Below are 22,872 nucleotides of genomic sequence, written 5' to 3' on the forward strand. Positions count from 1 at the left end.
AATAACAATAATAAATAAAGAAAGGGTACAGCGTAAATTAACGCTAATGCCTACATAAGCTAAGTATTTCGGTCGTCGAGTAAAAGGTGAGTAAACCGCAGACACAAACGTTGCTTACATTAAAGTTTAACCCAGTACTGGCATGACTAAATAGCAACATGAAAGATCAGGTACAGTCTGTACACTTATATGTAACTACTTGAAAATTAAATATTAGAATAAAAAGTGACTACGAAGAAAACATAGTCACAGAGTCTGTAGCTAGCTTAACGAACGAGCTAGCTGTAAGTTTTTACACACCATTGAACATAAGTGGCACTTTAATCTTCTACTCTTATACCCCAAACATCATGTTCATCAGCATGAATAATTTGAACCCAAATTTGATCACCGGGTTCCGCATCGTAATCATCCGATAAATAAACCTTACCATCAACTTCTGGTGCATCCATATATGAACGACCTACAATCCCTAAATCGTTCACTTCATCAACAAGTATCAAGTATTCCTGGCCTATACGTGATTGCAATTTAGCAGCACTTATCTCAGCCTGTACAGCCATAAAACGCTGCAACCTATCTTCCATAACCTCTTCAGATACATGATCAGGTAGATCATTGGCTGTAGCCCCTTCAACAGGTGAATATTTAAAACAGCCAACACGATCGAGCTGAGCTTCACGTAAGAAGTCTAATAACTCTTCAAACTCGGCTTCCGTTTCGCCGGGGAAGCCAACGATAAATGTAGAACGAATAACGAGCTCAGGACAAATTTCACGCCACTTTTTAATACGCTCTAATACCCGATCAGCGCTTCCTGGGCGCTTCATCAATTTTAAAATACGTTTGTTGGCATGCTGAAATGGAATATCCAAATACGGTAAAATCTTACCTTCTGCCATTAATGGAATAATGTTGTCGACATGCGGATACGGATATACATAGTGTAAACGCACCCATACCCCTTGCTTAGCTAGTTCTTCACATAGCTGTTGCATATGGGTTTTAACTGGCATGCCTTCATAAAAATCAAGTTTATGCTTAACATCAACACCATAAGCAGAAGTATCTTGAGAAATAACCAAGAGCTCTTTCACGCCAGCATTGGCAAGGCGTTTTGCTTCTCCCAGCACATCGCCTATGGGTCTAGAATCGAGATCACCACGCATTGACGGTATAATACAAAACGTACAACGGTGATTACAGCCTTCTGATATTTTAAGATAAGCGAAATGCTTGGGTGTAAGTTTTACGCCTTGATCAGGAATTAAATCAACAAACGGATTATGTTTAGGCTTTTCTATATGTTTATGTACTTGTGTTAGTACTTCATCATAAGCATGTGGCCCCGTTACTCCCAACACATTGGGGTGCAATTCAATAATTTCATCTTTCTTCGCACCTAAACATCCCGTTACCAGCACCTTACCATTTTCTTTTAATGCTTCACCTATTGTATCTAAAGACTCTTGTACAGCTGAATCGATAAAACCACACGTATTAACTATCACCATATCGGCGTCATCATAACTGGGTACTACGTCGTAGCCTTCTGTACGAAGTTGCGTCAAGATTCGCTCAGAATCTACTAGGTTTTTAGGGCAACCAAGGCTGACAAAACCAATTCGAGAGCCTTGGGTTTGACTGTGATCAATATGACTAGCTTGCTCTTCTATCACTTTTTTAGGTGTGTCTAATGTGGTTGTTTGCTTAGTTTGTATTTGCGATGTATTAGCGGGATCAAATTGTTCAACAGTCATAAAGCGCCTTTGTAAATCAATAAAAATCACAGGTGATTTCAGGAGCGCAAATTATACAGGAATGTGAGTTTTGATGGAATTACAAGTTAACGAGCTTCATTTAACAAACAATATATTCCCTAAATGCTTGTCTTCATTGATAATGCTTACCTAATATCTAGATTGAAAATAATGGAGCCTTAATGCAATTTATCCCAAGTAATGTGCTAAGCTTTTTCGCTCACCCACAAAGAAGTTATGAAATTCCTGTTTATCAAAGGGCGTATTCGTGGGAAAAAGAAAATTGGAAAACGTTTATTGACGATCTATTGGAACAAATAAACGGCAATAATAATTATTTTTTTGGCAACCTACTTTTAGAAGTAACACAAAAAAACAAGAAATATGAAATTATCGATGGTCAACAAAGGATCACCACTTTATCAATATTCATGCGCTCATTAATAAATGTGCTAACTGACAGGCATAAAATTGAATCGTTCGAATTTAATGTCTTAGAAAAAGAGCAAATTTATCTCAAAACAGGTGGTAACATTAAACTGCGTCCCGTTGAATATGACCGAGCTTGCTTTGACTCTCTGATCGTTGATAATAACAAGCAGTTTGAATTGTCTAGCCCTTCACAAACAAGAATAAAAGCTGCAAAAGACTACTTTGAACAAACGTTAAGCAAGCTAGCAACAGATACCATTCTTCAAATTTTAGACAAGATCGAAAACACTGATTTAACGATTATAGAATTAGAAGGTAAAAAAGATTCTGCCTTAATGTTTGAATTAGAAAACAATCGAGGTAAAGAATTAACAAACATGGAAAAGATTAAGTCTTATTTCATGTATCAAATGTATGTTTTTAGCCCACAAGACCATGTAGATACAAACATCGAGTCAATATCGAATATTTTTAAAAACATTTACTTCATCATCAATGAAATTGGCAATTTATCAGAAGACGCAATTCTAACTTATCACAACAATGCGTATGTTAAAGGGTATGCGTATAGATCTTTAGATGACGTAAAAGAAATTTTAAAAAAATCTGAAAATAAAGTTGAATGGATTAAAGACTATGTAAGCGAGCTACATACGACCTTTTCAAACTTAAAAAAATTTGAAAGAGAAAATACTAAAGCAAACTGCAACCTGCTAAAACTAGGTGTGCCCGCATATATATACCCATTCATCATTAAAGGTTACAAATATATTCAAGATAAAAATGAATTGTTAAATCTGCTGAATGTATTAGAAATACTAACCTTTAGGGCAAAGCTAATTAATAGTAGAGCTAATATACAGGAACGATTGAATGCCATCATGTTAGCTTTTGAAGGTAATGTATACTCACTAAAAAGTGCGATAAAAGAGAAGTTGAACGATTCTTGGTATTGGGGAGATAACAATACTAAAAAAGTACTCTGTGGCAATCTATACGGCAACAACGTACTTAACTACTTACTTTGGCGATATGAAAACGCTTTACAAAATAAAGGGTACGGTATCAATGAATTTTCAATAAGCAATGAGCAAATAGAGCATATTTCACCGAGAAAACCTACCAATGGAGATCCTATAGAAACAGGCTATGACGTAGACGATAATAACGAATATTCGGAAGAGTTTATGTCGAATAAGTTGAATTGCATTGGTAACCTTATGTTGATTTCAGGCTCACACAATGCTTCCATTGGCAACAAACCATTCAAAGATAAATTGTCGTCTTATATTTCAAACCCTTTGCTTAACCAACAAACAGAGATACAAGAGTTTTCAGAGTCAGAAGATGGTAAACCTGTGTGGAAAGAAAGCTCAATAAACAAAAGGCAGAATAAAATTGTTAATTTTGCGATGAGTACGTGGCGTTTTGATTAACGATAAAGACCAAAGAGTGTTCGTTCTTTGAAGATAGTTGGCTGCTTAGCTAGTTTTACGGCTAATTAGCGAAATAAATTGTACAACAGTCATAAAATGCTTTTGTAAATTTAGCCCAAAGATAACTGTACAACTGTCCAATAATTTTACACTTTACGTATTACCTTGTTCAACATTAACTTAAAATACTGTAAATAAAGAACTTTATTTTTTGGTGCATTTTGTGCATATGTACAATTAAGATTGATGTGAATCAAGCTACCCTATTTTAAACAACGGTATTACAAGGAATAATATGAAAAACAATAAAATGTTAAAAATGGCTTTGGCTAGTATAGTTTTATCTGTCAGTTCTTATGTTAACGCTTCATTAATCACGACAACTTTCGATAATGGTGACTCTTTAAACAACTGGTCAGTTGATCGCGCAGCACCATCAAGCTTTGATATAGTGAATAACGAATTGGTGATGAATATTGCCGGCCCTTTGAATCCTAATGGTGGCTTTTACGATACGCAAGGTATGAAGCTTGATATCGGCGAATCAACTTTTATGTCTATAGACATGTTTATTGATAGCGCTTGGAGCAACGATGAAAGATATGGTGGTTTTTGGTCAACTGCATACGATGGTACCGATGCAATTTCGGCGTATCCTATCTTAGAGTTTCAAGGTGGTAATGGCGGATCTGTAGCAGCTTATGATTCAAACATTGGTTGGGCACATTTTAGTTCACTGTTTAACTTTGATGCCTTTAACACCTTTGCATTTGAAATAACCGGCTCAGGTGTAGAATACTTCATTAATGGTACGAGCGTTTACACCGATTCTGTAAGTGATGTAAGTTACTTTGGTGAAGTTATTTTAAATGCAAAATATGAAGGCAGTGACTTTGCTGTGCGTTACGATAATTTAACTTACGGTTCAGTAGATGTGCCAGAACCTTCTACCCTTGCCATCTTCGCTTTAGGTATTATGGGGTTGGCTTCACGAAGAGTTAAGAAACAGTAACCCAAATGTTTTTTTAAAACTAAAGCACCATTTACTGGTGCTTTTTTTATTACCATTTTATAAATAGCACACGCAGCCAAACAATATTTAATCAGGTGCGTAAGCCTAACAAAGTCAATTCGCTAGCCTTTCTCCTAACTAAGATCATCTTAATTATTGTGTTAAAATCCAGTTTGATAGAGTATCTACAAACCCATCAACAAAATGCTTTTCTAATGTGGCGTACTCTTCTCGTAAGCCGGTATCGGCTTGCTGAAAATAATGATTTGCATCGTTAAATGTTTCAAATTGGTAACGAGTTTTTGATTTTAACAATGCATTTTCCATTCTGTCTTTGTTCTGAGCAATCGTTACCTGTAGGTCTTTACCGCCAAATAGCCCTAACACTGGTATAGACAATTTTTCGTAGTCTTTCGCTGTGTCGTGATATAAGAAAGAAGTTAATGAAGGCAATGCATAAACGACTTCATATTGCTTCGTTCGCTCTTCTGCGAGTTGAGTAATTTCAGCGAGATCTTTTTCATTTTGGTTGTTCGCTAATAGCATCAAAATTGAAGAGGCCGTAAACTGCTTCAACGCTTGTTTGATACCTTGCTGGCTATAGATCGCATGCATTAACTTATTATGAACGGAAACGTCCTTTTCAATAACAGCTCTATCTAGTTTTTTCTGCTCATATTCTTGTCTTAATTGATAGGTAACAATCTCAATAAGCGGAACTGCTGGCGCCCCCATCAATATCACTTTATTAACATCGTTATATTGCACTGCAACTTTAGCACTGACAATTCCGCCTTGGCTATGTCCAAGTAAAATAAAATCATCAAATCGATGCGTTTCATGGTTTTTAAAATACTCCATGATTGCTACTACATCATTCACATGATCTTGCAACGTGCTTGAAGCGAAATTTCCCGTGCTTTTACCAACACCTCGGTCATCAAAACGAAACGTAGTTATACCTCGTTCACTTAGCTGGTCAGATAGTGTTTTAAACACTTTAAAACCATCCAATGTCTCATCTCTATCTTGAGGTCCGCTGCCTGAAAGCATAATAACTAGCGCATTCTCTTTGCTTTCACTGGGCAAAGTTAATGTCCCGGCTAGTTGAACATCTTGTGCAGCAATAACATGTGTTAATTCAACAGCACTTGATTGTACTCTGGCCATGCTTGAGCAACATATAGATAACAGCGTAAAAAAGAGACAATAAGTAAAATTAGTCATAGCTAGTCCTTATCAAAAAGCTTACTGAGCGTCTGCTATGATTAAATGCGACGCTTAATAACGTAAAGTGCCGAGTTTACCAAGTTCATAGTCACGCTGTACGTTGTCGAGCTCTTGTTCTGTGCTCATTACAAAAGGGCCTCGTTGAATAAACGTTTCTTTAATTGCAGGTCCTGAAAACAACACAAAATGAGCGTCTTCTGACGCCTTAGTCATTATGCTTATAGCTTGAGTCATGGTTTTTGCCGCAATTGACTGCCCTTGCTTTAGGCTTACTACCTTCTCTCCTATTACAATGTCAATGTTGCCCGCAACTGCGTAAATCCAACTTTGCTCATTTTCTTTTGTTTGATGTGAAAATGTTGAATCACCAAGCAGCTTTCCATCTAGAATAGTTAAATAATTTGACGGAATTAGCGCTCCTTTAATGCCATTTGATTCACCAACAGCCAGACGAACACGATAACCCGGACCGGTGATCACTGGCATTTGTTCCGATCTAACTAAAGAAGATTGAGGTGCTGACATTTTTAGGGCTTTAGGTAAATTTACAAACACCTGCAATCCATGGATTCTAGCGTTTTCTCTAGGCGATTCATCGTGAACAACACCATTACCAGCGTTTAACCAGTATAGATCTCCGGGTAACAAATCAAAATCATTACCGAGTGAATCGCGATTGTGAAATTTTCCAATGCTATCTTCAAACAACAATGAAACAGCAGATAAGCCGGCATGCGGGTGGGCACCAAACGTTGGTTTTGTCATGGTATAATGGTCCACCATAATAAGCGGATCCATAAGGTCGCCAAAAGATGTATGACGGAACCCTAATGCATCAAAACCACCTCGAATTTGAAACGGCTGGCCGTGGGTAATCGCCGAAAAAATTACCTTATTCATGTCATGCTCATTGTATAATGTCGCCTGTTTTAATGGGCTGGTCATTGCTATTTCCTTTTTAATTGGAAGCGTTAAATTAACAATAGCAATAGAACAATAACTTGGTAAATAGACATTATTCGAACATTTCGTTCCATTTTTAGAACAAGAATACAAAATTAAAATGTCTAAGTACTCATGACCGAAGCGTAGCCTTAATGGTTTGTTATAGATTAGCCATTTTAAACCACTCGCTCATATCGCTAAGATAACCTTCTCTAATCGCCAACATGATCTTTAAGGTTGTTAAGTAAATATTCTCCAAAAGTGCTCACAGAAGGCGAAAGTCCTTTTCGCGATGGCGTTAGTAAACTCAGCTGAGCTTTGCCTGACACCCAGTTAGGCAATACTCTTTCAAGTGAACCATTAGCTAGTTCATCTCTACAAGTATAAGCAGGTAAACTTACAACCCCTAAACCTTTTATGGCAGATGCTTTTAGCGTACTCATATCATCACTACAAAGTTGTGGACTAAAAGGCACTGCTGTTTTAAGCCCATCATTATTTTCAAGCGTCCAATGCCCCGTTGTTGGCTGCCATCCAACTTTCAAACTTTGCCTATTAAATAAATCATAGGGCGTTTTTGGGATACCTGTTTTTGCGAGATAATGAGGACTTGCAAATAAATGCCATGACACATTGCATAGACTTCGTTGAATAAGACTCGAGTCTGGTAAGGCTTCAATATGCCCTCGAATCGCCATATCAATACCAGAGGACACTAAATCGATATTTTCATTGGTGACTTGTTGTACAAGCTCAACTTTTGGATGTTCCAAAAGAAATTGAGTAACAACATCTTTGATCGCAAATTGCGCTACCCCCACCGAACAACTCATAATTACTCGACCACTTAGTGATGTCTTTCTGCTCTCTATCGCTGCTTCTGCAGCTTCCATTTCGTTAATAAGTGTTCGAGCGTGTTGGTAGAAAACTTGGCCCATCTCTGTCACGTTAAATTGACGCGATGTTCTTTGTATTAACTTTACATCTAATCTATCTTCTAGTTTGGATACATGACGACTCAAACGTGATTTAGGCATATTTAACGCATTCGCTGCCGCAGTAAAGCCCCGTTTGTCTACTACTTGCACAAAGTAATAATAGTCATTTAAATCAATCAACATTGATCTCCTTTATTAACAGTGACCCATATCGTTCCAAATAAAGAACGAATCTTTCAATATTTGGCTATATAATGAGCTATCGTTCTATGTTTATAATCTATCATTACATCGAAAAATACAATTTGGAGATAAAAATGAAAATTTTAGCTTTTGCAGCGAGTAACAGTATCAAGTCAATTAATAAAGCGCTTGTGACTTACGCAACGACTTTTTTAGATCAACATACAGTAGAGATAGTAGATATCAACGACCATCAAATGCCTATTTATAGCAGTGATCTAGAAGAGGCTCATGGTATTCCAGACGCAGCTTATCACTTTGCCAGAAATATAACAGAAGCAGATGCAATACTCATTTCATTCGCTGAACACAATGGTAACTATACTGCAGCTTTTAAAAACTTGTTTGATTGGGTTTCACGTATAGACCAAAAAGTTTATCAAGGTAAACCTATGGTATTGTTATCAACTTCGCCAGGTCCCGGCGGCGCAAAAAGTGTATTGGCATTGGCTGAAAACTCTGCACACTTTTTCGACGGAAAGGTGTTAGCTTCTTTATCAATTCCGAGCTTTTATGACAATTTTGATCAAGAGACAGGTAAACTGATTAACGCAGAACTAGACGAGCAATTAAAAGCAGTACTTGCAAAAATCTAAGCAATATTATGTTGAAGCAAGGTTAAGGCCTTTATTCACGGCTAACTTTAAGGCGGTTATTAGTATCTCGACTGTTTTTTATCAATTCATCACCCTTATTTATATTTGATGATTTGGCTAACCGATCGTAAAGCACAACATTCGCAGTTGCCGCTAGATTTAAACAGTCTTTTGTCGGCACATAAACGACATGATCAGCTTGGTCAATAATCCCTTGGCTAATTGAACCGTCTTCGGGACCAAATATGTACAATGCACGTTCTGGGTGTTTAAACTCAGTAAGTGACGTTGCGCCAATACATAGTTCAACACAAACGACAGCCATGTCCTCTACTTTGTTAGTTAATAAACACTCCACTTGTGTCAGGGGAATATGATTTCGGGATTTGTGTGTATCGGTATTTGTTTTTACTTCATATTGTGCAGCACGTGCATACCGAGTGCCGGTATATAAAACTTCGTCAGCATTAAAACACCCCGCTGCACGCATTATTGTGCCGACATTGCTCGGCCCTTTAGGGTTGATTAAGCCGATGATTACATTTGACTGATTCATAATGAGCTGTTGATACTTCATCTAATTTACATTTTATCAGCTAGCATACCCTATAAAGCGTATGGCTCAACTAAATCTGCGCTTATATCATGCAGATGCCTATTTAAAATGTCTTACATTAAAGCTGTTTTTTGCTTTAACCGCGATTGACATATTATGGCTCGCTAAAAATGAACAAATAATCCTATATCATCCAGCTTTTAGCGATACTCTAACCATCTCACAATCGATACTTATACTGTTGAAAAATATAAACGGTTAAACTTTTTTAACAACCTACTTAGCGTTTTCTTTAATAAATTTTTGATACACAGCAACATGTGGTTTTTCAATCAGTACTTTACTCATTGGATCAATGATCACAAGGTCATTAGCTGAAACAGCTAATGTTTTATTTTTCGTCATATCCAATGAGAATATCTTACCATTTACTGATACATCTAAAGGTAATGGAAATGGTAAGTTATTAGGCGTTTTCCACGCTAACGTTAAACGGTCTTTCGTTCTATTTTCTACCACTTCTGGCAGCGCAGCTTGATAAAAATAGACATCAAAAAACCATGAGTAATCATCGCCTGTTAATCGATTAACGATATTAAGAAAGTCTTCTGTATCCGCTAAAACAGGTTTAAATTTTCCCGGTTTAGGCGTTGCAGTCCCGTAAACTAGCGCTGTTGTTGCATCAAAGAAATGCTTATCGCCAATAAGATTTCGTAACGTATGCAATACCCAGGGAGCTTTAGCATATATATCTGCTCCCGGCCCACCTTTTTCTTCTTGATAAACACCCTCAACAGTCAATAACTCTTTGCTTACAATAGGTGCTTTGTTTCTAATGCCCAAACGCATATCAAACATATGCGCCATGTATGCCGCTTGGCCGTGGAGAAAATACTCATACAACGGATGTACGTATGCGCCAAAGCCTTCATGAAGCCACATTGCATTCGCATTTTTATTAGTTAATTGATTAGCAAACCACTCATGTGCAAACTCATGAAACATCAACCAATCAAAGCCATATTTGTCTGTTTTATATTGATTACCATAGGCGTTGATCGTTTGATGCTCCATCCCTAAATGAGGCGTTTCTACAACACCAATTTTATCTTGGGCAAAAGGATATGGCCCTATGGTTTTTTCGAAGAAATCAGTCATCGCCAACAATTGTTCAACCAATTGTTTTGCTTTTTCTTTGTTTGCAGGTAAATGATAAAACTCTACTGGAATTTTATTACCAAAATGACTGTTAAATGTTGTTTTTATCACATCAAATGGACCAACATTAATAGCAACACCATAAGTATTTAATTGTGATAATGCTTGCCAATGATACGTGTCTGTTGAATCACCTTTAGTTACCGATTTTAATGTTCCGTTTGACGCTGCAACTAACCCCTTGGGCACGGTAATATGAATAGTTGTGGTTTTAGGCTCGCCTATTGGGTTGTCAATACACGGCCAGAACAAATCACAGCCTTCTCCTTGTACTGCCGTTGCTATCCAATCTTGACCATCTGAAGTTTTTGACCACACAAAACCACCATCCCACGGCGCTCTAACCGCTTCGCGCGGTATGCCTGAATAATGAATTTCTATCGTAAATTCCCCTTCAATGGCTTCACCTAATTGAATAACTAATAAGCCTTCAGTATTACTATATTGCGTACTTGCTACCAACGCATTGTTTATCAGTATTTTGCTAATATCAAAAAAGTTATCTAGATTTATTCCAACTTGCGTTCTCGCATGTCCGCTGATAAGCGATAAAACGCTTTTGCCTGAAATCGCCTTTTTGTCTGGAAAAATAGTAAAGTGAAGATCAGCATGTTCAAGTGTTAATCCTTGCTGCGAAGCGGGTAAAGGGCCATCGCTTCCCATGGTATAATCAGTACGCTGCTCTGCAAAAACGTTATTAGATAATGCAACCAAAGCCACAAAAAGGCATGCCATTAAATGGTTCATGCTTCATTCCTCTCAAGCACTTATAAAATATTATCAGATATTCAACTTACTATGAATGCATCTACTAGTGAAAGATAATTGCGATTAACAACAGATTGTTAACTATGAATAACATGATAATAACAACTACATTCAAGACATATCTTAGGAAGCGTACTATTCTTATAAACGTTATACTCCCTTTGTTTCTTTATAAAATAGCAGACACAAAAAAGTTCAAATAATTACATTAATAACCCACTATCTATACGAGTAAAGTTATCTGCCGCATTAATTAAAGACGCTGCAGTTAATTGTGCAACGCCAAAAACGTGCGTTTCGCATTGAAACTTATCGGCAACCTTTGCTAATAATAAGTCAAAATCGCCGTCACCGGAGAGTAGAATAATTTTATCAACATCAGGGCCGGCATCGAGTACATCAATAGCGATTCCGACATCCCAATCTCCTTTTGCTGAACCATCGCTACGCTGAATAAATGGTTTAAGTTTTACATCAAAACCAATATGTTTAAGAGCGGTTTGAAATTTGTGTTGCTGATCATCATCTCGTGCAATTGCATAAGCGTTTGCGATTACAATATCACCTTGTTGCAAGATCTGCTGCCAAAACTGGCGATAGTTAAATTGTCTACCAAAGGCTTGGCGCGTGGTATAATAAATATTTTGTACATCAACAAAAATAGCAATTTTGGTCACGAAATGTTCCTTTAGCGTAAAAACAATCGCACTATATCACCTCCCCTCTGATATAATCCAAATAATTCATGTTAATAAGGTTTTATCGCTTGTCTGCTCTCTCTTTTTCAAATACTCCATTAAGCCCTGAACTTACTGAAAACTTAACGCGCTTAGGTTATCTTGAAATGACCCCTATTCAAGAAAAAGCGCTGCCAAAAATTTTGGCGGGACAAGATATTATCGGTCAAGGTAAAACAGGATCGGGAAAAACAGCAACTTTTACCTTAGGTCTTTTACACAATTTAAAAGTAAAACGATTTCGAATACAAGCACTTGTACTTTGTCCAACGCGTGAGCTAGCAGATCAAGTTGCTAAAGAAATTCGAAAGCTTGCAGCAGCAATACACAATGTAAAAGTTTTAACATTGTGTGGTGGCACCCCTATGGGCCCACAAATTGGTTCATTAGAACATGGCGCGCATATCATTGTTGGCACACCAGGTCGTATTGAAGATCACCTGCAAAAGGGGCGTTTAGATTTGTCTGAATTAAATACCTTAGTGCTAGATGAAGCAGACCGCATGCTAGAAATGGGCTTTCAGCCATCACTTGACTTAATATTTTCACACTGTCCTGCGCAAAGGCAATCTTTACTTTTCAGTGCTACTTTCCCTGAAAAAATAAAATCTATGGCTAACAAGATCATGCAAAAGCCTGAACTGATCAAGGTAGAAAGTAATCATAACCATGCAAGTATTGAACAACACTTTTTTGAAGTACAAAGTAACGATGAACGCTCAACAGCGGTAGCCCTATTATTACAACATTTTCAATGCACCTCTTCAGTAATTTTTTGTAATACCAAGTCAGAGGCACAAGCATTAGCTGACTCTTTACTACATCGCGGCTTTAGTTGTGCTGCGTTGCATGGCGACTTAGAACAACGAGATCGTGATCAAACACTTATTCGTTTTGCCAACCAAAGCATTAATATTCTAGTTGCTACTGATGTCGCTGCTCGTGGCCTTGATATTGACAATATCAGTATGGTGATTAACTACCATATAGCCCATGACCCAGAGATTCATGTACACCGCATCGGCCGTACTGGACGCGCAGGAAACAAAGGTATTGCTTGCTCACTAATGAGTAATAAAGAAGCTCACAAGTTCATTCGTTTAGAAGAGTACCTTGATATAGAAGTTCATGCTGAGCCTTTACCTAATAACGAGGTATTAAATAATCCTATTTCAATGGCCCCCATGACAACGATTCAAATTGATGGCGGTAAGAAACAAAAACTTCGTCCAGGCGATATTCTCGGCGCTTTAACAGCAGACAATGTGATTGATGGTAATGCCATTGGCAAAATACAAATGACACCGCTAAAAGCCTATGTTGCAGTAAAGCGTACTGTTGCTAAAAAAGCCTTAAAAGTTATAACAGAAGGGAAAATGAAAGGGCGAAATTTTCGCGCAAGGCTGTTAAAATAATCAAAAGAATAAGCCGTTAGCGTTATTCATCTTAATGCTAACGGCTTATAAATGTAGTCTTTTCATTTACGTCATATACCGTTATTTTAGTTTGATTTCTCTCATTAAATATTGACCCGTTAACTCCCTCACTTCGGGATACTTTGCCGAGATTTTAATGGCAAGATCTCTATTTTTTTCTCCCCATTTTTTCATAAAAGCATTGTAGCGCTCTTTATTAGGCTCTAAATCTGAAGCCTTTTCAAACGTTACCATCAGCAACATATTAAATTGCCCACTTTGTGGTAAATCACTCGCCAATATTTTCCAATCTTTGATGTAGCCCATTTCCTTATTCATCTGCATCGCTCTCGCCCATGTTTGGCTCAGACCCGCTAAATAGACATCTTCCATATTGGCATCAATCTTAACCGTAGTAATACTTAATATGTCCGAACCAAAATCATAATCTTGATAAACTTCCAGTCTCTCTTTTGCGAATGTAGAAACACACGTAACCGTAGTGAAAATTAGTATAAGATATTTAAAACGCTTAAACATTTCATTTCTCCTCAATGATTAGTTTTCCTAATGCACTACGTTACAAAGCAAAAGGCCACTTGATTATAGGACAGATATACAATTTGATATAAAGAAGTGTAAGCTGCGAGATTAAGTAACTCATTTATATAGAAAGATAGTTTATTTCATTTAGCAAAAAATCCTTAAACTGAGCATATTGCTTTTTGACGCGGCGGTCGACACAACCAAAACACCTTCACAAATATGTCGACCATTTACATAAGATAACATTTAACTGCTTGTCGTTTTTATCGGCTATCCCTACCATCGAAGACACTGATTTTAATCAATTAAAGAAATAATAAACGCATGAAAAAATATCTTACTCCGTTGGTCTTAACATTGGGACTTAGTGCTGCCTCTGCGCAAGCAACCATCGTAGAATTTCAGACCTCACATGGTAATTTCAAAGTAAATTTACATGATGAAACAACACCAAAAACCGTTGAAAACTTTCTTAACTATGTAACAGAAGGAAAGTACGACAATACCATTATCCACCGAACCGTTGATGACTTTGTTATACAAGGTGGTGGCGCGAAATTTGAAGGTGAATTGCCACCAGAATGGATTGAAACGAATGGCACTATTGAAAATGAACCTGCTTATTCAAACGTAAAAGCGACAATTTCAATGGCAAAACAAAGTGGAAGAATTAACAGCGCGAGTAGCCAGTGGTTTATTAATTTGAAAGATAATTCATCCACTCTTGACCCTGTAGATGTGTACGGTGGTGGTGCTTATGCTGTATTTGGCGAAGTTATTGAAGACGGAATGAATGTTGTCAATGCAATTGCAGAAGTCCCACGTTGCGATACTGGCCATGGTGGGTTTCGCGAATTACCAATGCCAGATTATGAAGATCAGTGTGGTGATGCAGATGCTGTGCCCGGACAAGAAAACTTCGTCAACATCTATCAAGTCGTCATTTACGATGCGACGGTAAGCACTGATGCGGATCTCACATCAACAAAAAATACGCTTTATGAGAAAAGTTTAGAACAACCTAAATCTAGCGGTAGCAGTGGCGGTAGCTTCTCTTGGTTTGCCCTGTTGTTATGCGCTTTCCCTTTGGTTTTTAGAAAAAAATAACCCCTTAATGTTGTATTACCCGCTTGTGTAAAAATCTCCCATGCTATACAAGCGGGTAAATTTAACCATTTATACCTTCAAAACAAAGCGTGACAACAAATAACGTTTAGACGCTCAAAGACAAAAAGAGTTGTAATGATCATATGTTATTTTGGATCTTTGCTAAGCGGATACAATCCGATACTTTACTTGTTTCATATAAAATAAACGTTCAACGAAAATTTTATTCACCTTTTTGAAAATTGTTAACTATAGTAAATATGACGAGTAAAATTAGCACCTTAGGAGTCTACCTTGTCATATCAAAAAATATTACCTTGTACACTCGCCGTTTCATTGTTTAGTTTATCGCTGCCAAGTCATGCCGAAGTATCGGTTACACTGACAGCGGCATCAGATTATTTATTTAATGGCGTATCACAAACCGATGAAAAACCAGCAATACAAGGCAGCATAGATTGGGCTGGAGAAAACGGAGCATATATAGGTAGTTGGGCTTCAAATGTTGATTTTGGCGATGGTACAGACGCTGAAGTTGATTATTACGCAGGCTTTTCTCAAAGCATTGATGATAACCTCTGGTACGATACTGGGCTTGCCTACTACAGTTACATCGGCGGCGATGACAGTAGCGAGATTAACTATGCAGAAGTTTACCTAACGTTAGGCTATCAAAGCACTCAAATAACGGCTTGGTACTCCAATGATTACGCGGGGACAGATGCTGGACACTATATCATCGCGCTAGCACATAGTGTTCCGCTTAGCGAAACACTATCACTAAACTTTCAAGTTGACCGTTCTACCAGCCTTGACGAAGACAAATTCTCATGGGATACCAACGACGATAGCTATATACATTATAAGGCTGAAGCTGCGTTGTCATGGCAAGCGTTAGCATTTACATTGTCCCTTGAAAAAACTGATTTAAATTATGACGATGACGTTAAACTGTTAGGCACCGTTAGCTATACCTTTGGTTTATAAACAAATTAATAAATAAACGCCTAAACAGACTCACAGGAACCCCCTATGATTTTTGAAGAAAAAAGTTTATCACTAAAACTACTCCTCGTTGTTGGTGCACTATTTATTATCAATACGATCAGTTACATGAGTATCAGCGCCTACTCTCTCGGTAATACTGAAGAAGTCATTGTTAAAGAAGTCAGTAACGAAGTGTCTAATCAAATTGAAGACAGTGTTATATCAAAAACTGATGCGATCTCTGAGAAAATCGCCAGTTTGTTTGCCGAGTCTTTCTCTGTGCCTTATAAATTAGCGCAACAAATTACTAGTAATATTAATGGTGACTTACCCCAACCTCTTACTCGCGACCAAGTAGAATCGATCGTTAAAAGCACTTTAAAATACAGCAGCACGTCATCCATATACGCGCAATTTGAAGATAATGCTTTTGATGGTAAAGACAGCGAATTTACGCAAGGTTACGCACATTCGGTTGCAGGTCATGGAAGTTTTGAAGTTTACTTTGTTAGAGAAGATGGCGGCAATATTTCTCAAGAAATTGTTGAAGATCCAGAAGAAAAGCATGATACAACACCTGATGAATATGGCTTTCGTGCCGCTGAGTGGTACCTATGTGCAATGGACAAAATGTCTCCTTGCGCTTCAAACCCTTATAACTATGAAATTAGGCCTGGTTATAATGAACTTATGACCAGTTTAGTGGTACCTGTTGTCGCTGAAGGTCGCTTCAGAGGTGTAGTAGGTGCTGATTTGAATTTACCAATTCTTCAAAGCTTCGCAAAAGAATTAAAAGCTTCATTATACGGCGGCAACTCTAAAGTCTTTATTGTCAGCCAAGCGGGTTTTTTAGCCGCAGCAACAGAGCACGAAGCAAATTTAGCGAAGCCCTTTAAAGACGTTTTTCCGAATAGCAAATCATTGCTAGCTATTTCAGGAAAAGCACAATCTAAAGTTATTGATAACTATTTATATGTTGTACGTCCGATAAAAATTAAAGAAGCCAATGTTGATTGGCAGCTTATCGTTGGCATTGACGTTGGTACCGCAATGCAGCCTGTTGATAACGTTTCAGAGATGATATCAAATGAAGTTAACGACATATTACGCAACAACTTAATTGTCGCCTTTATCGTTATAATCATAGCCTTAGTACTGATTAAGTTTTTTACCCGAGGTATTGTTCGTCCTGTTGAAATGGTCGCCGATAGAATGGCAGAACTTGCAGGACAAGGTGGCGATCTTACTCAGGCAATTGATGTTGAATCACATGCAGAACTAATTAACTTGAGTAATGGCTTTAATCAATTTAGAGAAAAAGTACGCGCACTGCTAGAACAAGCAAAGCAGTCTGGGCTAGAAGTCATGGAATTGAGTGAAGAAAGTAAAGACAATGCGCAACGAACCCACCAACACATTTCTACTCAGCAAGCTGAGGTTAATACGATTGTTACCGCAATTACAGAGATGTCCCAAACCGCTCAAGAAGTTGCAAACACTGCTTCATCTGCGGCAGATAACGCAACTGCAGCGACACAGTCGGTAAAAGACACTGAATCTGAAGTATCTACAGCCTCTACACAGGCGTCAGAACTATCTGATGAAATAGGTACAGCCTCTGAAGCAGTTAAAGCGGTATCTATTCGCAGTGACGACATCAAAAAAATACTCGACGTTATTGGCGTTATTGCAGAACAAACGAATTTACTTGCATTAAATGCAGCGATTGAAGCCGCTCGGGCGGGAGATCATGGTAGAGGTTTTAGTGTAGTAGCTGACGAAGTTAGAGCATTAGCATCGAAAACCGCTGATTCAGTTGATGAGATTTCTCAAGTAATTTCCGCACTACAAAATGAAGTGTCTACAACTGTTAATATTATTGAAAAAGGCAGTATTAAAGCGGATAACGCGGCCGCTTGCGCCAGCGGAGCATTTGAAAAAATGCAAGAAACCGTGACCCAAATTGAGGAAATTAATCAACACATCTTACAAATTGCCGCAGCTGCCGAAGAGCAAAGCCAAGTTTCAGAGGAGCTTAACAAAAATATGGTTGTCGTCGGTGATGCGACCAACGAAGTTGCCGTGTTATCACAAGCATCTGAAACCAGTGCTACCTCTATTCATCAATCTGCGCACGAATTAATAGAGCTACTTAATAAATTAAAAACAAGCTAACGCTGAATTATAATGAAGCAAAGCATACCGTGTATATTGCTTTGCTTCATCGCAAAACCGCTACCAACAGCGCCCTTTGATTATTCATTACCTTAGTAACACTTACCTTAATAAGGTATTGCTTGTTTAGCGTTTAATTGCAAAATCTAATACGCAATTCAACAGAAATGTATTTACTCAAACAGGTCTATTAGTATAGGCTTTCTAACATCAATAATTGGCTTGATTCTAATAAGAGTAACGTAATGGAGAAACTGTCTCAAATTCTCGAAATATTGACCTTTATCATTACCATCGCAGGTGTACCAACAGCAATATATGTCTACTTAAAAGAGCAAAAAAAACAAAGGCTTGAGAGGGAATATGGTACTTTCGACGCCTTAGATGAAAAGTATATTGAAATACAACAGCTTTGTATTGAACATCCATCGTTAGATGTGTTTGATTCACCATATAATAACCCGGTAACATTAACCGAAGAACAAAAAAAACAAGAAGAAGCCATTTTATTAATTAGAATTGCAATTTTTGAGCGCGCATACTTAATGTACAATAGAGTTACATTAGGCGCCAAAACAACACAATGGCAAGGCTGGGAACTTGAAATTATAGAGTGGTTTCATCGCCCAAATTTTCAAAAAGTATGGCAAAACCACGGAAAGTATTTTGATAGTTTTTTTTACCAGCATTTTGAAAAAGTGTATAACGAAATAAAGTCAAAAAGTCGCTAGTATACCTTGACCAATATTAACACCATGACCCACTTTACTTCATATGTGCGAAAGCGTTTGTTTACTAAACGAGGAATAACTTTTGTTCTTTGAAGGCTCCGTAAAGAAAGCAGAAATCATCGTCGCCCATAATAACATTAATTTATTAACCGACTTTGACGAAGCATTTTGGCGAAAGCTTGTTGCTTGTTGCGAAGCGCATATACTTTCGTCGATTAAAAATGACGTCTGTCATGCTTACCTACTTTCCGAGTCAAGTTTATTTGTTTGGTCAAATAGATTACTTATCTTAACTTGTGGCACCACATCACTCGTCAAATCTGTTGAGTTTTTCTTGCAAAATATTGATGCAAAGCAAATTAAGCACCTGCTTTATCAGCGTAAAAATGAATACTTAGCTCACGCACAGTCTAGCTATTTTGGCCAAGATATAAATCAATTACAACAGTACGTTAACGGCAAAGCAATGCGCTTTGGACATTTGGATAGCCATCATAATTACGTATATCACTTAATTAATGACTATGTAGCAGACCCTATTGATAAAACCTATGAGTTACTTGCCTATCAAATTAGTGACAATGCATCACATACGCTTTCAGCAGAAAACATCACAGCAAAAGCGATAAGATCTTTTCTACAACTCGACAAATTAATACCGCAATTTGATACAGATGACTTTGTTTTCGACCCTTATGGTTATTCACTTAATGCGATCAATAACAATGAGTATTTCACCATACATGTTACCCCTCAAGCAGGCAGTAGCTACATTTCCTTTGAGTCGAATTTAAACCTAATACTGATGGCACCAGCGATAATTGCTATATTAGAACCAAACTCTATTGACGTATTAACCGTTAATGAGCAATCATTTGATGCGCTGATCAAACAACATGTTAATAAGTGCTATGTGCGTCAATCTATCGTTAGTAAAACACTTGATAACGGATATTTAATGCACTTTGCTAACTTTATTCGACCACAAATAAAAGCTATCGAGCCGGTAGACTTAGATGTTTCAAAGGATCACCTAACTTTATAGACAACTCGTTATTGTGAATACGTGTAACAGGTTACTTAATTAAGTGCGTGAACTTGTAAGAATACGAAAAGGTATAGATCGTGAAAAATAACGCATTTATGGACAAAAATATTTATTTAGTATGTATGCCATATACCTCCCTTACCATTCCTTCAATGGCAATGGGCGTACTTGAAACCTATATTACAGACTATGGTTACAACGTTGAATCAGTATACGCCAACTTAGCGTTTGCCAAACAAATTGGCTTGATTGAATATAACTTCATTGACAATACCTTTAATGACTACTTAATTGGTGAATGGACATTCTCTCGGGCTGCATTTCCTGATAAACCAGCCAATGATGAAGGCTTCTTCGCATTATTTACTGATTTAACAAATGAGAATAAACAAAAGCTACTGAACATTCGAGACACAGCTGAACGCTTTGTTGACTCATTAGCAAAAGATATTATAAAAGGTAACCCTAAAATTGTTGGTTGCACCTCTACCTTTCAGCAAAACTGTGCTTCTCTTGCGTTACTCAGGAAACTTAAGCAGCTAAACCCCGCTATTATCACGTTAATGGGTGGCGCCAATTGCGAAGGCATAATGGGGCAAACCATCAGTGAAAGCTTTTCTTGGGTCGACTATGTATTTTCTGGCGAGTGTGATGACGTTATAGGCCCTTTCATTGATAAGTTGATGAAAGATGAGCCAATTAATCAATTGAACCTACCGCATGGGTTCATAAGCCAGCAACATCAATCACTTGTTGTTGATGCAGGACAAACACAAAAGCCACCACGCGCTTACATTTCAGATATGCGGCTAGTTGGCGAACCAACCTTTGATAGTTATTTTAGTACTTTAGATTCTCTTGAAATTGACCAATATATTTCCCCAGGTCTTGTCGCTGAAACCTCTCGAGGTTGTTGGTGGGGAGCTAAGCAACACTGCACCTTCTGCGGATTAAACGGTGGCACAATGGAACACCGCTCTAAAACACCAGACGTTGCGCTAAAAGAACTTGAAAACCTATCACGCAAGTATAATGTTGATAAATTTCTCATTGTCGATAATATTTTGCCCATCGAATATATGAAAACCGTATTACCCGCCTTAGCCGAAAAGCCAACATACAACCTATTTTACGAAACCAAAGCGAACTTAAAGCAACACCACGTAAAATCGCTAGCTGAGGCTGGAATAAAGTGGATACAACCGGGTATTGAAGGATTACATGATGACTTTCTAAAGGCGATAAAAAAAGGTACCACCGCGATACAAAACTTAGCAGCCCTTAAATGGTGTCGCAGTTATGGCGTGCGTGTATCGTGGAATTTATTATGTGAAGCACCTGATGAACAAACCTACTGGTATGATGAAATGGCAGAATGGCTGCCTTTGGTGACTCACTATCACCCGCCATTCAATCAAATGGCAAAAATTTGTTATCACCGATTTAGCCCTTACTTTAATACGCCAGAAAAGTTTGGTCTACGCTTAGAACCCACTAAAAGTTATCAATATATTTATCCGCTCGATAAACAAACTGTTTATAACCTTGCGTATTTTTTTATTCAGGCAAGCGATAAAGAAACAGATATATACACTCTAAACTTTACCTTTAAACCCGCAACAGAAGCGCACGCTAAAGTACAAAACTTATTAGAGTCGTGGAGCGAAAGTTGGCTAAACGGCACAATCCCTATGTGTTGTATGACAGATCATGAAGATAAAATCATTATTTTTGATACCCGTAACATATCAACGTCATATACACATACGTTAACTGGATTATACGCTGATATTTACCGATTAATTGCAGAACCACTACCTAAAGCGAGACTCATCAAAAAACTTAATGAGCAATGCACCTCAAGTGATGAACAAGCTATTGAACAAGCTATAAAATGGCTAACTGACAATCATTTAATCATTCATTTGAGTAAGTGTATTATGGCACTTGCTTTTCCTATGGAACAATCACAAATGCCTGATGAAGAAAACTCGCCTAGTGGCACATTAAAGGTTGAAGAAATACTAAAATCGATGAATTAATTTGCTTGTAAAAGCAAGTAGCCGATGACGTCATTACATGACATCGATGGCTACTTGGTGACGACCATTATGTTTTGCTTGATAAAGTAAGCGGTCTGCCTCTTGTAAAACTGAGTCTACTGTATGCGACTGCTCGCAATTTACGATCACAGCGCCAGCACTCATGGTTACCAAATTCCCTACGTCTGAAAATTCATGTTTAATTTCTTTATTGGCTAAAGCTTCGAATACTTTTTGCAGTACAAGCTTAGCGCCTTGTTCATTGCAATCGGGGAGAATTATGGTGAACTCTTCCCCGCCATAACGAGCAACAAAGTCTCTCGGTCTGTTTAATACTTCACGAAATGAAGCGGCTACTTTTTTGAGTGCAATATCACCCGCACCATGGCCATAATTATCATTATATTGCTTAAAATAGTCGACATCGAGCATTGCTACCGTTAATGGTTTATGTTCTCGTTTATGTGCTGCTAGTTCATGTTTAAGCGTTATATCTAATTTTCGTCGATTTGATAACCCCGTTAACGCGTCAATATGGGCAATTCTATCTAACATTTTACGCTGCTGTATCAACTCTAAATGTGTCGCTATTCTAGCGGTTACAATATTAGCGTTAAACGGTTTGTAAATATAATCACAGCCACCCAATGCAAAGCCTTTTTCTTCATCGCTGCAATTGGCAAGACCGGTAATAAAAATGACCGATACACCCTTCGTCACAGGATCGTTTTTTATCACCTCAATGACTTCAAAGCCCGACCTATCAGGCATAACAACATCTAACAGCATAAGATCAGGTACATGTTTCTTTGCAAACTCAATCGCTTGTTCACCATTTTTGGCAAAAATAATTTTCGCCTGATCGTGTAGCAACTCTTTTAATATTTTTCTATTCGCTTTCTCATCATCTACGATCAAGATTTTTAATTCGAAATTTTCTATGTCCATGG

19 protein-coding genes are annotated in these 22,872 nt (G+C 37.7%); 10 read left to right on the forward strand and 9 right to left on the reverse strand.

Annotation, left to right across the window (positions count from 1 at the left end; all coding sequences use genetic code 11):
* Window positions 1–320: 320 nt before the first annotated feature.
* Window positions 321–1,760 carry a 30S ribosomal protein S12 methylthiotransferase RimO gene (gene rimO / locus QUE09_RS11035; RefSeq protein ID WP_286232811.1) on the reverse strand — a complete coding sequence of 480 codons (1,440 nt, stop codon included), beginning with the start codon at window positions 1,758–1,760 and terminating at the stop codon, window positions 321–323.
* 182 nt (window positions 1,761–1,942) lie between these two features.
* On the opposite strand from rimO, the gene QUE09_RS11040 reads away from it, so the two are divergent.
* On the forward strand, window positions 1,943–3,628 hold the full coding sequence (locus QUE09_RS11040; protein ID WP_286232812.1) for a DUF262 domain-containing protein: 1,686 nt from the start codon (window positions 1,943–1,945) through the stop codon (window positions 3,626–3,628).
* A gap of 295 nt (window positions 3,629–3,923) precedes the next feature.
* Window positions 3,924–4,640: a PEP-CTERM sorting domain-containing protein gene (locus QUE09_RS11045; RefSeq protein WP_286232813.1), complete on the forward strand. Its 717-nt coding sequence runs from the start codon at window positions 3,924–3,926 to the stop codon at window positions 4,638–4,640.
* A 153-nt stretch (window positions 4,641–4,793) separates the two neighbouring features.
* On the opposite strand, the gene QUE09_RS11050 is transcribed toward QUE09_RS11045, so the two are convergent.
* The 3 genes from QUE09_RS11050 to QUE09_RS11060 form a co-directional block, all read right to left on the reverse strand.
* Complete coding sequence (locus QUE09_RS11050) at window positions 4,794–5,810, reverse strand: alpha/beta hydrolase family protein (protein WP_286232814.1); 1,017 nt, start codon at window positions 5,808–5,810, stop codon at window positions 4,794–4,796.
* Between the two features lie 111 nt (window positions 5,811–5,921).
* On the reverse strand, window positions 5,922–6,815 hold the full coding sequence (locus QUE09_RS11055) for a pirin family protein (RefSeq protein ID WP_286232815.1): 894 nt from the start codon (window positions 6,813–6,815) through the stop codon (window positions 5,922–5,924).
* Window positions 6,816–7,027: 212 nt separating this feature from the next.
* Complete coding sequence (locus QUE09_RS11060) at window positions 7,028–7,936, reverse strand: LysR substrate-binding domain-containing protein (RefSeq protein WP_286232816.1); 909 nt, start codon at window positions 7,934–7,936, stop codon at window positions 7,028–7,030.
* A gap of 134 nt (window positions 7,937–8,070) precedes the next feature.
* Between QUE09_RS11060 and QUE09_RS11065 the strand changes: the two genes are divergently transcribed.
* Window positions 8,071–8,592, forward strand: coding sequence for an NADPH-dependent FMN reductase (locus QUE09_RS11065; RefSeq protein ID WP_286232817.1), 522 nt, complete (start codon window positions 8,071–8,073; stop codon window positions 8,590–8,592).
* A 31-nt stretch (window positions 8,593–8,623) separates the two neighbouring features.
* Here the strand turns inward: QUE09_RS11065 and QUE09_RS11070 are convergent, their stop codons facing one another.
* From QUE09_RS11070 to QUE09_RS11080, 3 genes are all read right to left on the reverse strand, one after another.
* Window positions 8,624–9,169 (reverse strand): RNA methyltransferase, encoded by a 546-nt coding sequence (locus QUE09_RS11070; RefSeq protein WP_286232818.1) that lies wholly within the window; start codon window positions 9,167–9,169, stop codon window positions 8,624–8,626.
* Window positions 9,170–9,424: 255 nt separating this feature from the next.
* The gene (locus QUE09_RS11075; protein ID WP_286232819.1) at window positions 9,425–11,113 is read right to left on the reverse strand and encodes a M1 family metallopeptidase; all 1,689 of its coding nucleotides are present in this window, start codon (window positions 11,111–11,113) and stop codon (window positions 9,425–9,427) included.
* A 224-nt stretch (window positions 11,114–11,337) separates the two neighbouring features.
* Window positions 11,338–11,811 (reverse strand): NYN domain-containing protein, encoded by a 474-nt coding sequence (locus QUE09_RS11080; RefSeq protein WP_286232820.1) that lies wholly within the window; start codon window positions 11,809–11,811, stop codon window positions 11,338–11,340.
* Window positions 11,812–11,879: 68 nt separating this feature from the next.
* On the opposite strand from QUE09_RS11080, the gene dbpA reads away from it, so the two are divergent.
* Window positions 11,880–13,286, forward strand: a complete 1,407-nt coding sequence (gene dbpA / locus QUE09_RS11085) for an ATP-dependent RNA helicase DbpA (RefSeq protein ID WP_286232821.1) — start codon at window positions 11,880–11,882, stop codon at window positions 13,284–13,286.
* Between the two features lie 81 nt (window positions 13,287–13,367).
* Here dbpA and QUE09_RS11090 read toward each other — a convergent pair whose 3' ends face one another.
* The gene (locus QUE09_RS11090; protein WP_286232822.1) at window positions 13,368–13,826 is read right to left on the reverse strand and encodes a hypothetical protein; all 459 of its coding nucleotides are present in this window, start codon (window positions 13,824–13,826) and stop codon (window positions 13,368–13,370) included.
* A 330-nt stretch (window positions 13,827–14,156) separates the two neighbouring features.
* Between QUE09_RS11090 and QUE09_RS11095 the strand changes: the two genes are divergently transcribed.
* The 6 genes from QUE09_RS11095 to QUE09_RS11120 all read left to right on the forward strand — a co-directional run bounded on the left by QUE09_RS11095 (window position 14,157) and on the right by QUE09_RS11120 (window position 21,922).
* Window positions 14,157–14,939, forward strand: a complete 783-nt coding sequence (locus QUE09_RS11095) for a peptidylprolyl isomerase (protein WP_286232823.1) — start codon at window positions 14,157–14,159, stop codon at window positions 14,937–14,939.
* 294 nt (window positions 14,940–15,233) lie between these two features.
* Window positions 15,234–15,926 (forward strand): TorF family putative porin, encoded by a 693-nt coding sequence (locus tag QUE09_RS11100; RefSeq protein WP_286232824.1) that lies wholly within the window; start codon window positions 15,234–15,236, stop codon window positions 15,924–15,926.
* A 45-nt stretch (window positions 15,927–15,971) separates the two neighbouring features.
* A complete protein-coding gene (locus QUE09_RS11105; protein WP_286232825.1) occupies window positions 15,972–18,101 on the forward strand; it encodes a methyl-accepting chemotaxis protein in 2,130 nt (709 codons plus the stop codon).
* 245 nt (window positions 18,102–18,346) lie between these two features.
* Window positions 18,347–18,832 carry a hypothetical protein gene (locus QUE09_RS11110; RefSeq protein ID WP_286232826.1) on the forward strand — a complete coding sequence of 162 codons (486 nt, stop codon included), beginning with the start codon at window positions 18,347–18,349 and terminating at the stop codon, window positions 18,830–18,832.
* 82 nt (window positions 18,833–18,914) lie between these two features.
* Window positions 18,915–19,877 carry an adenosylmethionine decarboxylase gene (locus QUE09_RS11115; protein ID WP_286232827.1) on the forward strand — a complete coding sequence of 321 codons (963 nt, stop codon included), beginning with the start codon at window positions 18,915–18,917 and terminating at the stop codon, window positions 19,875–19,877.
* Window positions 19,878–19,957: 80 nt separating this feature from the next.
* Complete coding sequence (locus QUE09_RS11120) at window positions 19,958–21,922, forward strand: RiPP maturation radical SAM C-methyltransferase (protein WP_286232828.1); 1,965 nt, start codon at window positions 19,958–19,960, stop codon at window positions 21,920–21,922.
* Between the two features lie 33 nt (window positions 21,923–21,955).
* Here QUE09_RS11120 and QUE09_RS11125 read toward each other — a convergent pair whose 3' ends face one another.
* Entirely contained in the window at window positions 21,956–22,870 is a 915-nt protein-coding gene (locus QUE09_RS11125) for a GGDEF domain-containing response regulator (RefSeq protein ID WP_286232829.1), read from the reverse strand.
* Between the last annotated feature and the right edge of the window lie 2 nt (window positions 22,871–22,872).

It is taken from the genome of Thalassotalea sediminis (assembly GCF_030295915.1).
GTDB lineage: Bacteria > Pseudomonadota > Gammaproteobacteria > Enterobacterales > Alteromonadaceae > Thalassotalea_C > Thalassotalea_C sediminis.

Excerpts from the sequence above, each read along its gene's own strand:
- QUE09_RS11075 (WP_286232819.1), bottom strand. The coding sequence starts at position 11,113 with ATGAACCATTTAATGGCATGCCTTTTTGTGGCTTTGGTTGCATTATCT.
- rimO (WP_286232811.1), bottom strand. The coding sequence starts at position 1,760 with ATGACTGTTGAACAATTTGATCCCGCTAATACATCGCAAATACAAACT.
- dbpA (WP_286232821.1), top strand. The coding sequence starts at position 11,880 with ATGTTAATAAGGTTTTATCGCTTGTCTGCTCTCTCTTTTTCAAATACT.
- QUE09_RS11105 (WP_286232825.1), top strand. The coding sequence starts at position 15,972 with ATGATTTTTGAAGAAAAAAGTTTATCACTAAAACTACTCCTCGTTGTT.
- QUE09_RS11065 (WP_286232817.1), top strand. The coding sequence starts at position 8,071 with ATGAAAATTTTAGCTTTTGCAGCGAGTAACAGTATCAAGTCAATTAAT.
- QUE09_RS11045 (WP_286232813.1), top strand. The coding sequence starts at position 3,924 with ATGAAAAACAATAAAATGTTAAAAATGGCTTTGGCTAGTATAGTTTTA.
- QUE09_RS11060 (WP_286232816.1), bottom strand. The coding sequence starts at position 7,936 with ATGTTGATTGATTTAAATGACTATTATTACTTTGTGCAAGTAGTAGAC.
- QUE09_RS11040 (WP_286232812.1), top strand. The coding sequence starts at position 1,943 with ATGCAATTTATCCCAAGTAATGTGCTAAGCTTTTTCGCTCACCCACAA.
- QUE09_RS11090 (WP_286232822.1), bottom strand. The coding sequence starts at position 13,826 with ATGTTTAAGCGTTTTAAATATCTTATACTAATTTTCACTACGGTTACG.
- QUE09_RS11050 (WP_286232814.1), bottom strand. The coding sequence starts at position 5,810 with ATGGCCAGAGTACAATCAAGTGCTGTTGAATTAACACATGTTATTGCT.
- QUE09_RS11125 (WP_286232829.1), bottom strand. The coding sequence starts at position 22,870 with ATGGACATAGAAAATTTCGAATTAAAAATCTTGATCGTAGATGATGAG.
- QUE09_RS11095 (WP_286232823.1), top strand. The coding sequence starts at position 14,157 with ATGAAAAAATATCTTACTCCGTTGGTCTTAACATTGGGACTTAGTGCT.
- QUE09_RS11070 (WP_286232818.1), bottom strand. The coding sequence starts at position 9,169 with ATGAAGTATCAACAGCTCATTATGAATCAGTCAAATGTAATCATCGGC.
- QUE09_RS11055 (WP_286232815.1), bottom strand. The coding sequence starts at position 6,815 with ATGACCAGCCCATTAAAACAGGCGACATTATACAATGAGCATGACATG.
- QUE09_RS11110 (WP_286232826.1), top strand. The coding sequence starts at position 18,347 with ATGGAGAAACTGTCTCAAATTCTCGAAATATTGACCTTTATCATTACC.